This window comes from Rhodococcus sp. IEGM 1354 (assembly GCF_030056855.1).
Classification (GTDB): Bacteria; Actinomycetota; Actinomycetes; order Mycobacteriales; family Mycobacteriaceae; genus Rhodococcoides.
In genome coordinates this window covers 161,771-177,190 of the sequence record NZ_JASHKT010000005.1, presented here as the reverse complement: position 1 = coordinate 177,190, position 15,420 = coordinate 161,771, and the positions used below count along the sequence as shown (strand labels likewise).

The following is a 15,420-nucleotide window of genomic DNA, read 5'->3' as shown; positions in this document are numbered from 1 at the left end:
CGCGAGACGTCGACGCCCAAGCTGAGCCGATGACCGATTCGCTGCCGCCGCACCTGGAGGTGCACGTCGAGGAGTTCGCCGAACACCTGCGCCTCGGCCGGGAACGGTCGGAGCACACCATCCGGGCCTACGTGGCCGATGCGCGCTCGTTACTGGCGCACCTGGCCGCGTCCTCGCCGGACGCAACGATCGCCGATCTGGATCTGCGTGTCGTGCGCTCCTGGTTGGCCGGGTACTCGGCGGCCGGCGCGGCTCGGACATCGATGGCCAGGCGCACCTCGTCGGTGCGAACGTTCGGGGCGTGGCTCGAACGGGTAGGGGCAGTGAAGGTCGGTCCCGCGCAACGTCTCGCGTCCCCGTCGGGTCACCGCACCCTGCCCGGAGTGCTGCGTCACGATCAAGCGACGCGAGCGTTGGACGCTGCCGAGTCGGGTGCCGCCGAACTCGATCCGATAGCGCTGCGCGACCGCCTCGTCGTCGAACTGTTGTATGCGACCGGGGTCCGCGTGGGGGAGCTGTGCGGTCTCGATGTCGACGACGTGGACACCGATCGGCGAGTCGTTCGGGTGGTGGGCAAGGGCAACAAGGAACGTTCGGCACCGTACGGTCTCCCGGCCGCCCAGGCACTCGACGCCTGGCTCACCAGCGGCAGGCCCGCCCTGGCCGTCGATCGATCCGGACCGGCCCTGTTGCTCGGGCGTCGGGGTGGACGACTCGATCAGCGGCAGGCCAGGTCTGCGGTGCATGCTGTGCTCGAGACGGTCCCCGGTGGCCCCAGCCTGGGACCGCACGGCCTGCGTCATACGGCAGCCACTCATCTGCTGGAAGGAGGTGCCGATCTCCGAGTGGTGCAAGAACTGCTCGGACACGCATCCCTTGCTACGACACAGATCTACACTCACGTATCCGTCGAACGGTTGCGTGCGGTACACGATCAGGCGCATCCCAGAGCGTGAGTGTCGAGCTGGGCAGCACATCGTTTGGTAGCGTCTGCCCAGGATCGACTACACCGAATACGGGGGACCGTGGACCGCGACCGACCGCAAGGTATTTCGGAGCCGTGGTCGACGCATGGCCACAGTGCGCCCGTGAACGGGGCACGCCCCGGCAGTGCAGTCGACGGCAGTGCAGTCGTCGGCCGGGGTGACGATGCCGACGGACCCGTACCGTCGGAACCGATGTCCACTCCACGCTCCACGCCCCGGCAGCCCCCGCCGTGGCAGACGCCCGAATCTGCGCAGCGACCTCCCGTGCCCCCGCGGTACAACCCGCCCGTGCCGCTTCGACCCGGCCCGCCGGCCGCCTATCCGGAGGCGCAGATGCCGCCCGTTCCGCCCGTCGGGGACGATCGGTCGCAGGCCCAGCCGGCACCCTGGTCGCCACAGCCGTGGGCCGGTGCCCCGAATCCGTACCGTCCGAGCAGTCAGGACCTGGGTGCCGAATCGCTGCTGAAAAGACCCAAACGCACCTCGTCGTCAGGGTGGCGTCGCGGTGTGCACCGGTTGACCGGTGGCGTCATCAACCCCGGCGAGTCGACGGCCGAGGAGCGCTACCGCAACCAGGTCGATCGCATACGGCAGCCGGTGCTGGGGGACTATCGCATCGCGTTCCTGTCGCTCAAGGGCGGGGTCGGCAAGACGACGACCACTCTGGGTCTGGGGTCGACGTTCGCGTCGCTGCGCGGAGATTGCGTCATCGCCGTGGACGCGAACCCCGATTTCGGGACACTCGGAGAGCGGGTGCCGCGTCAGACCGCGTCCACGGTTCGCGACCTGTTGGCGGCGGCTCCGAACATCCGCCGGTATTCCGATATTCGCGCCCATACCTCGCAGGCACCGAGCCGACTGGAAGTGTTGGCCGGTGAGCGCGACCCGTCGGCATCGGAGATGTTCGGCGAAGCGGACTATCGCGCTGTCATCGACATGCTGCAGGTCTATTACAACCTGATCCTGACCGACTGCGGAACCGGCATCATGCACTCGGCGATGAACGGTGTGCTGCAGCTGGCCAATGCGCTGGTTCTGGTCAGTTCGCCTGCCGTCGACGGGGCCCGCAGTGCAGCTGCCACTCTGGACTGGCTGGAACTGCACGGATACGGCCATCTGGTCGAGCGCACGGTCGTGGTGATCAGCTCGGTCCGACCGGGTTCGTCCGCGGTCGACATGAACTTGCTGCAGCAGCACTTCCTGGAACGCTGCCGCGCGGTGTTGGTGGTTCCGTTCGACGAGCACCTCGCCGAAGGGGCCGTCGTCGATCTCGAGAAGCTGCGCCCACAGACCAGGAGTGCCTTCGTCGAACTCGCGGCCATGGTCGCGGACGACTTTCCTGCCGCGTCCGGCCGACATTCCGGCCCTCCTCGCTGAACGTCAACGAACCGGCTCCTGCACGGGTTTCAAGCTGATCGGACGGGTACGCACCAGGGCCGTCGGGTCGAGGTATTCGCGACCCCGCTTGATGCCCCAATGCAGACACGTCGCCGGGCAGCTGTCGTGTCCCGGCGTCAGCGAACCCAGGATGTCGCCGCGGCGAACTCGTGCTCCGGCCCGGACCGCCGCCGTCACGGGTTCGTAGGTCGATCGAAGTCCGCCCGGATGGTCCACCGACACCACCGGCTTACCGGCCACGGTGCCTGCGAACACGACCGTGCCGTCGGCGACGGCCAGAACCGAGGTGCCGTCGGCAGCGGCGAGGTCCACCCCGCGATGGCCGGGGAGCCAGTCGTGTTCCGGGCGGTCGAACGGTGTCACGACGCGAGGCTGCGGCCGAATCGGCCACGTGAACGACTCCGATTCGGCCGCCGCGGCGGGCGTGGTCAGCACGATTGCGGCGAGAACGGAGGCAACGAACCCGGCACGAAGAGTGTTCACCCGTCGACGATGGCCTGTGAACGTGCTGGGGAACGAGACCCGGCACGAATTGTGGACAACCGAAATGTTCGTCCACAGGCACCGGAATCTCTTGACAGTCGGGCCTGGTTATGACGGGGGCCGCCGCAGGTCTACACTCCTTGTTGCGGCCTGTGCGTGCACGGGTCGACTTCGCGCGTCCGCGTCATCGTATCGACTGCCTCGGCAGAGTTCACGATACGAGAACCGGTTGTCGGCGGTCCTGGTCCCCCTGTGGTTCAGGTCCGACAACTTCGGCGGTCGCCAGGGCAGAGGTCACCGACACTCTGCGTCAACCGAACCATGAAAGAGAGTTATTCAGCCATGGCTGTAGTAACAATGAAGCAGCTGCTCGACAGCGGCACACATTTCGGACACCAGACCCGTCGCTGGAACCCGAAGATGAAGCGATTCATCTTCACCGACCGCAACGGCATCTACATCATCGACTTGCAGCAGACTCTGACGTTCATCGACAGGGCTTACGAGTTCGTCAAGGAGACCGTCGCCCACGGTGGCACGGTTCTGTTCGTCGGCACCAAGAAGCAGGCGCAGGAGTCCATCGCCGCTGAGGCAACTCGCGTGGGCATGCCCTACGTGAACCAGCGCTGGCTCGGTGGCATGCTCACCAACTTCCAGACGGTGCACAAGCGCCTCGTCCGCCTCAAGGAGCTCGAGGCGATGGAGCAGACCGGTGGCTTCGAGGGACGCACCAAGAAGGAAATCCTCATGCTCACGCGTGAGATGACCAAGCTCGACCGCACCCTCGGTGGCATCCGGGACATGGCCAAGGTTCCGTCGGCCATCTGGATCGTCGACACCAACAAGGAGCACCTCGCGGTTGCAGAGGCTCGCAAGTTGAACATCCCGGTCATCGCGATCCTCGACACCAACTGCGATCCCGACGTGGTCGACTACCCGATCCCGGGTAACGACGACGCGATCCGTTCCGCTGCGTTGCTGACCAAGGTCGTCGCATCCGCAGTCGCCGAGGGCGTGCAGGCGCGAGCAGGTCAGAACACTGCATCCGACGCCAAGCCCGAGGTCGGCGCAGGCGAGCCCCTCGCCGAGTGGGAGCTCGAGCAGCTCCAGCAGGCGTCGCCCGCAGCAGACGCACCGGCAACCGAGGCTGCGGCCGCAGAGGAAGCTCCGGCAACCGACGCTCCCGCAGCAGAGGCACCGGCAGCAGAGGAAGCTCCGGCCGCTCAGGCTTGATCGAATTCGGTCCCGGTTCACCTGTGTGGTGGGCCGGGGCCGCTTCGGTATGTCAGGGTGGTCGTCGCGGTTGCTCGGTAGCGAGTCGTCGGTCACACCCTGAGAACAGCATTTTTCGTCAACGCCCGTACCCAGACTTTTGAGGAGGCTCGCCCACGATGGCGAACTACACTGCCGCCGACGTCAAGCGGCTCCGTGAGCTCACCGGCTCCGGAATGATGGACTGCAAGAACGCTCTCGCCGAGAACGACGGTGACTACGACAAGGCCGTCGAGTACCTGCGTATCAAGGGTGCCAAGGACGTCGGCAAGCGCGCCGAGCGCAACACCGCCGAAGGCCTCGTCGTCGCCGAGGGTGGAGTGCTCGTGGAGATCAACTCCGAGACCGACTTCGTGGCCAAGAACGACGAGTTCCAGACGTTCGCCGCGTCCGTCGCGGCGACGGCAGCGGCCGGCAAGCCTGCAGACGTCGATGCCCTCAAGGCACTCGACCTGAACGGCAAGACCGTCGAAACGGCCCTGAACGAGTTGTCGGCCAAGATCGGCGAGAAGCTGGAAATTCGCCGCGTCGTGTCCTACGACGGCAACACCGCCACGTACCTGCACAAGCGCAGCGCTGACCTGCCGCCTGCCGTCGGCGTGCTGGTCGAATACACCGGTGACGGCGACGCCGCAGGCGACGCTGCACGCGCTGCCGCCATGCAGATCGCCGCGCTCAAGGCCAAGTACGTGAGTCGGGACGAGGTCCCCGAGGACCTGGTCGCGGCCGAGCGTCGGATTGCCGAGGAGACCGCTCGCGAAGAAGGCAAGCCGGAGCAGGCTCTGCCGAAGATCGTCGAAGGTCGCGTCAACGGATTCTTCAAGGACGTCGTTCTCACCGAGCAGAAGTCGGTTCAGGACGGCAACAAGACCGTCAAGGCCATCCTCGACGAGGCCGGCGTGACCATCACCCGTTTCTCTCGATTCGAGGTCGGAGCCAGCTAGTCTGCGCTCGATCCGATCGAGGCGATGCCGTTCATTCGATTTCATCGAGTGGACGGCATCGTTCGTGCGCGAGGCAGGTCGGAGCCGTGTCCACTCATCGGGTGCCGATAGGGCAGGATGATCGGTGAGTAAACCGTAGTGTTCGACGAGTACCGAGGAGAGCTATGACCGATCCGGCCCCTGACCGTCCCGGGTTCCGACGCGTGATGCTCAAACTGGGTGGGGAGATGTTCGGTGGTGGCCAGGTGGGGCTCGATCCGGATGTCGTGAACAACGTTGCCGAGCAGATCGCCGAGGTGGTGGCCACCGGAGTTCAGGTCGCCGTGGTGATCGGCGGCGGAAACTTCTTCCGCGGTGCCGAATTGCAGCAGCGGGGGATGGACCGATCTCGCTCGGACTACATGGGCATGCTCGGCACTGTCATGAATTGTCTTGCGCTGCAAGACTTTCTGGAAAAGCAGGGTGTTGCCACCAGAGTTCAGACCGCAATCACGATGGGGCAGGTTGCCGAGCCGTACCTGCCGCTGCGTGCGCGACGGCACCTCGAGAAAGGTCGTGTCGTCATCTTCGGAGCAGGTATGGGCATGCCGTACTTCTCCACGGATACGACTGCGGCGCAGCGGGCGCTCGAGATCGGTGCCGAGGTGCTGCTGATGGCCAAAGCTGTCGACGGTGTCTACTCGGCCGATCCACGGCTCGATCCCGACGCCACGATGTTCGACACGATCACGCACCGCGAGGCCATCGAGCAGGGACTCAAAGTTGCCGACGCGACTGCCTTCAGTCTCTGCATGGACAATCAGATGCCGATGTTGGTGTTCAATTTGCTGATCCAAGGAAACATTGCTCGCGCCGTATCGGGCGAGAACATCGGCACGCTGGTCACGTCGTGAATGTCGCCGACACGACCGCGAACGAACCGAGAACGAAGACGATGGAGGACAGATCGTGATTGACGAAGCTCTCTTCGACGCCGAAGAGAAGATGGAAAAGGCCGTATCGGTTGCCCGTGACGATCTGTCCTCGATCCGCACCGGGCGGGCCAACCCTGGAATGTTCTCGCGCATCGTCATCGAGTACTACGGCGCCCCGACGCCGATCACCCAGCTGGCCAGTATCAGCGTGCCGGAGGCGCGATTGGTGGTGATCAAGCCCTACGAGTCGAATCAGCTCGGGCCGATCGAAACCGCCATCCGCAATTCCGATCTCGGTGTCAATCCCACCAACGACGGCAACCTGATTCGTATCGGCGTGCCACAGCTGACCGAGGAACGACGCCGTGAGTTCGTCAAGCAGGCCAAGGGCAAGGGCGAGGACGCCAAGGTGTCCATTCGCAACGTGCGCCGCAAGACGATGGAAGAGCTCAAGCGCATCCAGAAGGACGGCGAGGCGGGCGAGGACGACGTCGTACGGGCCGAGAACGAGCTCGACAAGACCACCGCGAAGTACACCGCGTCCGTCGACGATCTGGTCAAGCGCAAAGAGGGTGAATTGATGGAGGTCTGACCTCCTTCTGCATTTGCGCAACACGGTGGAACGACGATGAATCTCGAGGAGTTGACGACAGTGGTGGGACCGGATCGGCAGGAGGGCAGCGGCACGCCCGCTGGCCCGTCCGGGGTCGCCGCCACGAAGTCCGCCGGCAAGGCGGGGCGAAATCTGCCTGCCGCGATCGGCGTCGGCGGCAGTTTGGGTATCGGGTTGATTCTCGTGCTCGTATTCGTGCCGCTGGTATGGATCGGTGTCGTGGCCGTGGCGTTGGCCGTCGCGACGTACGAGGTGTCCAAGCGGCTCCGCGAGGGCGGTGTTCTCGTTCCGCGCATCCCGCTGATTCTCGGTGGTCAGGCCATGATCTGGCTGGGCTGGCCGTTCGGTGCTGTCGGAGTGCTCAGCGCCGCGGTGGGCACCGTCGTGGTCTGCATGGTGTGGCTGCTGCTCAGACAAGGCTTCGGTACTGCTCCCAAGAACTACCTCGAAGAACTCTCCGTCACCGTTCTGGTTGCGTGTTGGCTACCGCTGTTGGCCTCGTTCGCCGTTCTGATGGTCCTGCAGGACAACGGTGCCGGCCGCATCCTGGTTTTCGTCATCGGCGTCGTGTGCTCGGATGTCGGTGGTTACATCGCCGGTGTGCTGTTCGGGAAACATCCGATGGCACCGGCCATCAGCCCGAAGAAGTCCTGGGAAGGGCTGGTTGGATCGCTCATCTTCTGCGTCATCGGTTGCCTGCTGACGGTGACCCTGATCCTCGAGGCCAACTCGATGATCGGTGTGCTGCTGGGAGTCGTGCTGGTCGTGACGGGAACCCTGGGCGACCTCATCGAATCGCAGGTCAAGCGTGACCTACGGATCAAGGACATGGGCTCGTTGTTGCCCGGTCACGGCGGCATCATGGACAGACTGGACTCTTTGCTGCCCTCTGCGTTCGTTGCCTGGCTCGTCTTCACCGTGTTGCTCTGATACGACTCCGCCGGACGATGAGCGGTGATCGCGGCGGGGTGATTCCCAGTCCCAACATCTGGCACTGGCCGCATCTGTACGAGGCGGAGAACAGGGCCCAGGACGTCGACGGCGCTGTGTTCGCGACCATTCGTTCGATCGTCGATTGGACGGCCGAGAATGTCGTGGATGTGGGCTGCGGCAGCGGATTCCATCTTCCAATGTTCGCTGCGGACGCGCGGCGCGTCATCGGTGTGGAACCGCACCACCCGTTGGTGGCCGCAGCCCGTACGCGCGTCGAGTCACTCGCGAACGTCGAGGTGCGTGCGGGTAGAGCGGACGCGCTGCCCGTCGACACGGGTTCGGTCGATCTTGTCCACGCGCGAACCGCGTATTTCTTCGGGCCCGGCTGCGGCCCGGGTATCGGCGAGGCGATGCGAGTTCTGCGGCCCGGAGGGGCGTTGGTGGTGGTGGACCTCGACGCGACGTCGTCTCCGTATGGGGACTGGATGCGTGCGGATCTCCCACACTACGATCCGGTGGCCGTCGAGGCGTTCTTCGACGCCCAGGGATTCGACATGCGACGCGTCGATACCAGATGGGCGTTCCCCGACCGCCGGGCTTTGCGCGACGTGCTGGGAATCGAGTTCTCACCGCGTGTAGCGCGCGCGGCGGCACGGCAGGTCGACGGCCTCACCCTGAATGTGCGCTATCGCATCCACGTTCGATACAAGCCGACCGGCGTCGAGTCGATCTGAGCCTGCCTCGGCACCGAGCGATCAGGACGCGGCGGAGATTCCGAAGATTCGAGCCAGTTCGTTGATCTTGAGGGCCTTTGCCAGACGAGGCAGATCGCTGCCGTCCTTGACGTGAGCACCGTCGGCACCGAGAGCGTCGATGACATCGTGAGCCCAGGAGACGTCGGTCGGGGAGGGAGCCAGTTCGCGATTGACGATGGCCACCTGATCGGTGTGCATGCAGAGTTTGCCGGCCATACCCATCGACAGCGTCAGGGCTGCATCGCGCCCGAGGATGCTGTCGTTCGCGGTCAGTGTCGGACCGTCGATGGGTCCGGGGAGTCGCGCGACCCGTGAGGAGACGACCAGGCGGGAGCGTGGGTAAGCCATGGCCAGTGGGTCGTCGCTCATGCCCGTGTCGCGTCGGAAGTCGCCACTGCCGAAGGCGAGTCGGAATGTCGAGTCGGCGCGCGCGATTTCGGTGGCGGCCTCGAGGCCTGCTGCCGATTCGACCAACGCGAGGATCGGGGTGCCGTCGGCGAGGCGGGCAGCTGTCGCCTCGACCTGACCGCCGCTCTCGGTCTTCGCGAGCATGACCCCCACCAGGCCGGGCAGCCCGGACAAGGCGGCGAGATCGTCGGCCCAGTACGGGGTCGTCGCGTCGTTGACGCGCACCCAGGCCGAGTTGCCCTCGCTGAGCCAGCGCACGACGGTCTCGCGAGCAGCAGGCTTCTTCGCCGGAGCGACTGCGTCCTCGATGTCGAGGATGACTGCGTCGACACCGGACGCGACGGCAGCGTCGAAGGTCTCGGGCTTGGTGGCCGGAACCAACAGCCACGATCGTGCGCGGTCGGGTGCAACGCCGGATGCCACCGGTGTCTCCATGAAAGTAGTCACGTCATGCTCCTCGAGTGAAGTCGGGCACCGCCAACCTTATCGATTCAGTGCAGCGGTGCCAGCTTCTGTACATAGTGTTCACGAACCGTGACGCTGGTTCTTCTTCGCTGCGCGCCGGACCTGGAGGATTCGAGCACCGCCGGCCATTGCCATGACCAGCGCACCCGCGATCGCGGCCAGCAGCATGCTGATTCCGAGGGGTAGGTCCAGCTGCCAGGCGAAGATCTGGACGGTGACCGAGTCGAGGTTCTGCACGATGAACACCAGGAGAACGACAAGGACGACGGCCCCGACCACCAGACCGGTCCAGAGGGCGGCGGTGCGGGTGTGCGCCACATCGGTGGGGGTGTGCTGCTGTTCCGGAACGAACTCGGGGTCGGGCGCGGAATGGCCGTCCGAATCCGGGGTGGTGATCGGGGTGAGGTCGCCGGCCGCACTCGTCGACCGGTCGAATCCGGGCTTGGCCGAGGCCGATGTGTCTAACGATGCCTCGTTGTTGTCGTCTGCTCTGGTGGCCATGTCGATGATCCTTTCGCACGCGTGGTCCGAATGCACGCGCAATCGGACCCGGCGTCGATACCCGTCAGGGCACTGTCGAAAACCGTCGCGAATAGGACTGTGAGCAGAACGGGTGGACAATGGTGAGTATGGAGTTGAGCCAGCAGGAACGACGCGGGGGTCGAGCATGAGTGATTCCGCAGCCGCAACGGACAGCACGACCGAGCAGAAGAGACCGAATCTTCCGCTGGTCTTCACAGCTCCGCGTCGGGGTATGCCGTCGCGTCACCTCGCCGACCTCGACAAAGAGGGCCTGCGCGAGGCGGTGAAGGCGCTCGGTCTACCGGCATTCCGGGCCGATCAGCTGGCGCGGCACTACTACGCGCGGCTCGAAGCCGACACCACCAAGATGACCGATCTTCCGGCCGAGGCTCGGGAGAAGGTCGGTGCCGATCTCTTTCCCACCTTGCTGACTCCGATCAAGCACTTGGCGTGTGACGACGGTGACACTCGAAAGACGCTGTGGAAAGCCAACGACGGGACTCTGCTCGAAAGTGTTCTGATGCGGTATCCGGATCGCGCGACGCTGTGCATCTCGAGTCAGGCCGGTTGCGGAATGGCATGTCCGTTCTGCGCCACCGGCCAGGCCGGCCTGACGCGGAACCTGTCGACGGCCGAGATCGTCGATCAGGTCCGTTCCGCGGCCGCGGACATGCGCGACGGCGTCGTTCCCGGCGGTGAGGGTCGTCTGTCGAACGTCGTGTTCATGGGGATGGGCGAGCCGCTGGCCAACTACAAGCGCGTCGTCGCGGCAGTGCGAAAGATCGTCTCACCCGCCCCCGACGGGCTGGGGCTGTCACAGCGTTCGGTCACCGTGTCGACGGTCGGCCTTGCTCCGGCCATTCGAAAGCTGGCCGACGAGGGTCTGTCGGTGACCTTGGCCGTGTCGCTGCACACGCCGGACGACGAGCTTCGCGACACGCTGGTCCCGGTCAACAATCGTTGGTCGGTGGCGGAGGTTCTCTCCGCAGCCCGGTACTACGCCGACCAGACCGGTCGACGCGTCTCGATCGAGTACGCGATGATCCGCGACGTCAACGATCAGCCGTGGCGAGCGGACATGTTGGGCAAGAAGCTGCACAAGGCGCTGGGGTCGCGGGTACACGTGAACTTGATTCCGCTGAACCCGACTCCGGGCAGCGAGTGGGATGCCAGCCCGAAGCCGGTGGAGCGGGAGTTCGTTCGACGGGTCATCGCGCAGGGCGTGTCGTGCACCGTGCGCGATACCCGTGGTCAGGAGATCGCGGCGGCGTGCGGTCAGCTCGCCGCCGAGAACTGAGCCGCTAGCGGGGCTTGCGGCGGACGATGACGTCGCGCACGACGAGTCCGACCAGTGCAACCGCGAATCCGACCAACCACAGGTCCTCGACCTTGCCGTGGTGATTTCCGATGATCATGAAGAGCAGGAACGCGGCAACGACGATGGCTGCGACGCGCATCGCCTTGTTCGACTCGCCGCTCCATCCCCATGCGGCGGAAGGCACCTCGGGCACCTCGCTGCGGGTGTCGACGACCGGGTCGTACGAAGCGGATTCCAGTTCGGTATTTGCCACCGGTCGATCCTCTCGGGTGATGCGTTCACGTGGGTCCCGGCACGAACGGTGCGAGACGCGATGTCGAAACAATATTGGCATACGACCGCCCGTCGTAGTGATCAGGGTTGCATCGCTCACCCAGCGCGTGTGCGGGCTCGAATGAGAGACTGCGGCGGTGACGTCCGAGCGCCTTCCCCATCGTCCGAGTCGGTCCCCGCTGAGCTATCCCCGCGACATGGTCGGTTACGGCCGCACGCCGCCGCTCGCGCAGTGGCCGGGTGAGGCGAACATCGCCGTACAGTTCGTCCTCAATTACGAGGAGGGTGCCGAGAACAACGTGCTCGACGGCGACACGAAGTCCGAGACGTTCCTGTCGGAAATGATCGGCGCGCAGGCGTTTCCGAATCGACACATGAGCATGGAATCGCTGTACGAGTACGGATCCAGAGCCGGCGTGTGGCGCGTGCTGCGCGCGTTCGAGATGCGCGGGCTACCGCTGACCGTGTTCGCCGTCGCCAAGGCCATGGAGCGGAACCCGGAAGTGGTTGCGGCACTGTTGGAGTTGGACCACGAGATCGCATGTCACGGCCTGCGGTGGTTGTCGTATCAGCAGATCGACGAGAACGTCGAACGCGAGCACATGGCGGAGGCCGTGGCCATCCTGCGCGAGCTGACGGGGTCTGCGCCACTGGGGTGGTACACCGGGCGCGATTCCCCCAACACCCGATCGCTCGTGGTGGAGCACGGCGGCTTCGTGTACGACTCCGACTCCTATGCAGACGATCTGCCGTATTGGGAGAAGGTGCCCCGCGACGGCGGTGTCGTCGATCACCTGGTGGTGCCGTACACCCTGGACACCAACGACATGCGTTTCGCATCGCCGGGAGGATTCTCGACGGGCGACGAGTTCTACGCGCATCTACGTGACGCCTTCGACGTTCTCTATGCGGAGGGCGCGAGTGGGAGTCCCAAGATGCTCTCGATCGGACTTCACTGCCGGCTGGTCGGCAGGCCGGCCCGCACGGCCGCACTGGAACGTTTCCTCGATCACGTGCAGTCGCACGACAAGGTCTGGGTCGCGAAGAGAATCGACATCGCCGAACATTGGCGATCCGTGCACCCGCCCGAGGCCTGAGTCAGTCGGCCTCTCGGCACGCCGATGCCAGCGCGCTCAGATAGCGGTCGGTGAATGCTGCCTGGACGCGCCTGCCCACCGGGCCGCCGAGCTTGGTGTACCAGCGACCGGGGCGCGAGAACGCCGATATACGGGCGGTGACGGCACCGTCGGCGGGGGAGTAGTCGACGTGGAAGAGTTCCTCGCCGGACTCGGGATGCCCGTCGAGTGTGCCGTAGGCGAAACCCTGACGGTTCGCCTCGTCGATGACGTAGACCACACGACACGGAATGCGCACCGGCCCGAGTGTGAGAACGACCACCGAGTCGGGCACGGCGGTATCTGTCTCGGAACGGACCTTCAGTCCTGCCCCTCGGTGCATGTCCCATCGCATCAACGCATCGGCCGCCGCCACGAAGTCGTCCAGCCCCGATCCCACGACCCTCGACATCGTGACGTGGTGGTATCCGGTGGGCAGCGGGCCGGCGGTGGCCCCCACATCGCCGTAATTGAACGATGCCGAGCGGTACTTCGAGAAGTCCATGCGCCCCAGCGTGCCAGCCTGCGTCGGCACATAGGGGTTTCTCAGCCTCGGTAGGCAACAATGGACCGGTGCCAGACCATCGTGAGCGAACGACCAACTCGGACCGCCCCGAGCCGATACGTGTGCTGTTGCTGGGAAGTACCGGGTCGATCGGAACCCAAGCGCTCGACGTCATCGCCGCCAACCCGGACCGCTTCGTCGTCGTCGGGCTGGCCGCGGGCGGTGGAAACCTCGAACTGCTCCGTCGCCAGATCGCGGAGACCGGTGTCCGACGGGTAGCCGTCGCGCAGCCCGAGGCCGCCGCCGAGCTCGATTTCCCCGGAGTGCTGAGTGGTCCACGAGCAGTGACCGAGCTGGTCGAGTCGACCCCGGCGGACGTCGTGCTCAATGCCCTCGTGGGCTCTCGCGGCCTCGAACCGACCCTGGCTGCGCTGAACAGCGGCGCCCGCTTGGCCTTGGCCAACAAGGAATCGCTGGTCGCCGGAGGCGAGCTGGTTCTCGCAGCCGCAGCGCCCGGTCAGATCGTGCCGGTCGACTCGGAGCACTCCGCGCTCGCCCAGTGCCTGCGCAGTGGTACGCGCGGCGAGGTCGGTCGACTGGTTCTCACTGCGTCGGGAGGCCCGTTTCGAGGGTGGAGCGAGACCGAACTGAAGTCGGTCACGCCGGAGCAGGCCGCCGCACATCCCACCTGGTCGATGGGGCCGATGAACACGCTGAACTCGGCGACGCTGGTCAACAAGGGTCTGGAACTGATCGAGGCGCACCTGCTGTTCGGTGTGCCCTACGAGAAGATCGACGTCACCGTGCACCGGCAGTCCATCGTGCACTCGATGGTGACGTTCGTCGACGGTTCGACCATCGCTCAGGCCAGTCCACCGGACATGAAGTTGCCGATCGGGCTCGCCCTCGGCTGGCCGGATCGAGTGCCCGACGTCGCCCGTGCACTCGACTTCACGACCGCATTCTCGTGGGACTTCGAGCCACTCGACGACAGAGTTTTTCCGGCGGTGCAGCTGGCGCGTGAGGCCGGGATCATGGGCGGGTGCATGACTGCGGTGTACAACGCGTCCAACGAGATTGCCGCGGAAGCGTTCCTGAACGACAGGATCGAATTTCCGCAGATCGTGGAGACGGTGCGCGCGGTGCTGGGCGACGGCGGGCAGGACTGGTCGACGGCTCCGAGGGACGTCGACGACGTACTCGCAGCGGACTCCTGGGCGCGGGCCCACGCCCGTGAACTACTGAAACCGAAAGGCCTCTGACACATGGTGTTCGCTCTGGGTGTCGTGCTGTTCGCCGTGGGAATCGGTGTCTCGATCGCGCTGCACGAGGCTGGACACATGTGGACCGCGAAAGCGCTCGGCATGAAGGTTCGCCGCTACTACATCGGGTTCGGCCCGAAGATCTTCTCCTTCCGTCGCGGGGAGACCGAGTACGGACTCAAAGCCATTCCGGCAGGCGGGTTCTGCGACATCGCCGGTATGACCGCCATCGACGAGCTCGCGCCCGACGAGGTCGAGCGCGCGATGTACCGCCAGAAGACATGGAAGCGCATCGTCGTCATGGTCGGCGGCATCGCGATGAACTTCGTGCTCGGAATCGTGCTGATCTACACCCTGGTGCTCGGGTGGGGAACGCCCGACAGAGACACCCCTACGACGACTGTTCAAGGGGTCGTGTGTGTCGCGCCGACGCAGACCGAGGGTGGCGATCTGGCCGGATGTGCTGGTAGTGGGCCCGCCGCCGCCGCAGGTTTGCAACGAGGTGATGTGATCACCGCGGTGAACGGTTCGCCTGCGGAAGTCTGGTCCGACGTAGTTCTCGCTGTCCAGGCCGCAACCGGTCCCGTGGATTTGACCGTGGATCGAGACGGCATCACGCAGACGATCACGGTTCCCGTGGAGCAAGTTCAGCGTTTCGTGGTCGATCCCGAAACCGGCACGAAGACATCGACCACGGTCGGGGCAATCGGCGTCACCGGTGGCCCTCCGCCGAACATTCGGTACAACCCGATCGAAGCGGTGCCCGAGACCTTTGTTTTCACCGGGGACATCTTCGTGCAGACCGGGAAAGCGTTGGTGCAGTTGCCGAGCAAGGTGGAGGCGCTGTGGGATTCGATCTTCGGTGGTGAACGAGGGCTGGACACGCCGATGAGTGTCGTCGGAGCCAGTGTCATCGGTGGCCAGGCGATCGAGAACGACAACTGGGCCACGTTCATCGGCTTGCTGGCGTCGCTCAACTTCTTCCTCGGTGTGTTCAACATCGTGCCGCTGTTGCCGCTCGATGGTGGCCATATCGCGGTGACGATCTACGAGCGCATCCGCAACATTTTCCGCAATCGTCGCGGCCTGCCCGACGGCGCGCCGGTGGACTACATGAAACTGATGCCTGTCACCTATGTGGTCATCATCGTTTTCATCGGGTTCTCTCTCTTGACGCTCACGGCGGACATCGTCAACCCGATTCAATTGTTCTAAGTAGACTCGACAGTCGTAGCTAGGAAAGAAGGCCACTGT

17 protein-coding genes are annotated in these 15,420 nt (G+C 65.0%); 12 read left to right on the top strand and 5 right to left on the bottom strand.

From position 1 onward, the window contains the following. Window positions 1-29: 29 nt before the first annotated feature. Both QM588_RS12950 and QM588_RS12945 read left to right on the top strand, forming a co-directional pair. Window positions 30-956, top strand: a complete 927-nt coding sequence (locus tag QM588_RS12950; protein WP_283313834.1) for a tyrosine recombinase XerC — start codon at window positions 30-32, stop codon at window positions 954-956. Window positions 957-1,025: 69 nt separating this feature from the next. Next, a complete protein-coding gene (locus QM588_RS12945) occupies window positions 1,026-2,363 on the top strand; it encodes a nucleotide-binding protein (RefSeq protein WP_442972912.1) in 1,338 nt (445 codons plus the stop codon). A gap of 3 nt (window positions 2,364-2,366) precedes the next feature. On the opposite strand, the gene QM588_RS12940 is transcribed toward QM588_RS12945, so the two are convergent. After that, window positions 2,367-2,867, bottom strand: a complete 501-nt coding sequence (locus QM588_RS12940; protein ID WP_442972911.1) for a M23 family metallopeptidase — start codon at window positions 2,865-2,867, stop codon at window positions 2,367-2,369. 342 nt (window positions 2,868-3,209) lie between these two features. Here QM588_RS12940 and rpsB point away from each other — a divergent pair, with 342 nt between their 5' ends. The 6 genes from rpsB to QM588_RS12910 all read left to right on the top strand — a co-directional run bounded on the left by rpsB (window position 3,210) and on the right by QM588_RS12910 (window position 8,277). After that, a complete protein-coding gene (gene rpsB / locus QM588_RS12935; protein WP_283313831.1) occupies window positions 3,210-4,100 on the top strand; it encodes a 30S ribosomal protein S2 in 891 nt (296 codons plus the stop codon). Window positions 4,101-4,258: 158 nt separating this feature from the next. Then, window positions 4,259-5,083, top strand: coding sequence for a translation elongation factor Ts (gene tsf / locus QM588_RS12930; protein WP_222093164.1), 825 nt, complete (start codon window positions 4,259-4,261; stop codon window positions 5,081-5,083). A gap of 164 nt (window positions 5,084-5,247) precedes the next feature. Then, entirely contained in the window at window positions 5,248-5,976 is a 729-nt protein-coding gene (gene pyrH, locus QM588_RS12925) for a UMP kinase (protein WP_269593623.1), read from the top strand. A gap of 55 nt (window positions 5,977-6,031) precedes the next feature. After that, window positions 6,032-6,589, top strand: a complete 558-nt coding sequence (frr, locus tag QM588_RS12920; RefSeq protein WP_057477619.1) for a ribosome recycling factor — start codon at window positions 6,032-6,034, stop codon at window positions 6,587-6,589. A gap of 36 nt (window positions 6,590-6,625) precedes the next feature. Further along, window positions 6,626-7,540, top strand: a complete 915-nt coding sequence (locus tag QM588_RS12915) for a phosphatidate cytidylyltransferase (protein ID WP_283313827.1) — start codon at window positions 6,626-6,628, stop codon at window positions 7,538-7,540. 17 nt (window positions 7,541-7,557) lie between these two features. Continuing rightward, the gene (locus tag QM588_RS12910; protein ID WP_283313826.1) at window positions 7,558-8,277 is read left to right on the top strand and encodes a class I SAM-dependent methyltransferase; all 720 of its coding nucleotides are present in this window, start codon (window positions 7,558-7,560) and stop codon (window positions 8,275-8,277) included. A 21-nt stretch (window positions 8,278-8,298) separates the two neighbouring features. On the opposite strand, the gene QM588_RS12905 is transcribed toward QM588_RS12910, so the two are convergent. Both QM588_RS12905 and QM588_RS12900 read right to left on the bottom strand, forming a co-directional pair. Beyond that, window positions 8,299-9,141: an HpcH/HpaI aldolase/citrate lyase family protein gene (locus tag QM588_RS12905; RefSeq protein WP_442972923.1), complete on the bottom strand. Its 843-nt coding sequence runs from the start codon at window positions 9,139-9,141 to the stop codon at window positions 8,299-8,301. A 90-nt stretch (window positions 9,142-9,231) separates the two neighbouring features. After that, window positions 9,232-9,672, bottom strand: a complete 441-nt coding sequence (locus QM588_RS12900) for a LapA family protein (RefSeq protein ID WP_283313822.1) — start codon at window positions 9,670-9,672, stop codon at window positions 9,232-9,234. Window positions 9,673-9,838: 166 nt separating this feature from the next. Here QM588_RS12900 and rlmN point away from each other — a divergent pair, with 166 nt between their 5' ends. Further along, entirely contained in the window at window positions 9,839-10,990 is a 1,152-nt protein-coding gene (gene rlmN, locus QM588_RS12895) for a 23S rRNA (adenine(2503)-C(2))-methyltransferase RlmN (RefSeq protein WP_045841851.1), read from the top strand. Between the two features lie 4 nt (window positions 10,991-10,994). Here rlmN and QM588_RS12890 read toward each other — a convergent pair whose 3' ends face one another. Then, window positions 10,995-11,264 carry a DUF2631 domain-containing protein gene (locus QM588_RS12890; protein ID WP_283313817.1) on the bottom strand — a complete coding sequence of 90 codons (270 nt, stop codon included), beginning with the start codon at window positions 11,262-11,264 and terminating at the stop codon, window positions 10,995-10,997. Between the two features lie 217 nt (window positions 11,265-11,481). Between QM588_RS12890 and puuE the strand changes: the two genes are divergently transcribed. Further along, the gene (gene puuE, locus QM588_RS12885; protein ID WP_283314140.1) at window positions 11,482-12,381 is read left to right on the top strand and encodes an allantoinase PuuE; all 900 of its coding nucleotides are present in this window, start codon (window positions 11,482-11,484) and stop codon (window positions 12,379-12,381) included. A 1-nt stretch (window position 12,382) separates the two neighbouring features. Here puuE and QM588_RS12880 read toward each other — a convergent pair whose 3' ends face one another. After that, window positions 12,383-12,904, bottom strand: coding sequence for a DUF1990 family protein (locus tag QM588_RS12880; RefSeq protein WP_283313815.1), 522 nt, complete (start codon window positions 12,902-12,904; stop codon window positions 12,383-12,385). A 122-nt stretch (window positions 12,905-13,026) separates the two neighbouring features. On the opposite strand from QM588_RS12880, the gene dxr reads away from it, so the two are divergent. Beyond that, window positions 13,027-14,166, top strand: a complete 1,140-nt coding sequence (gene dxr / locus QM588_RS12875; RefSeq protein WP_283314138.1) for a 1-deoxy-D-xylulose-5-phosphate reductoisomerase — start codon at window positions 13,027-13,029, stop codon at window positions 14,164-14,166. A 3-nt stretch (window positions 14,167-14,169) separates the two neighbouring features. Further along, entirely contained in the window at window positions 14,170-15,381 is a 1,212-nt protein-coding gene (locus QM588_RS12870) for a M50 family metallopeptidase (protein WP_283313812.1), read from the top strand. Window positions 15,382-15,420 lie beyond the last annotated feature (39 nt).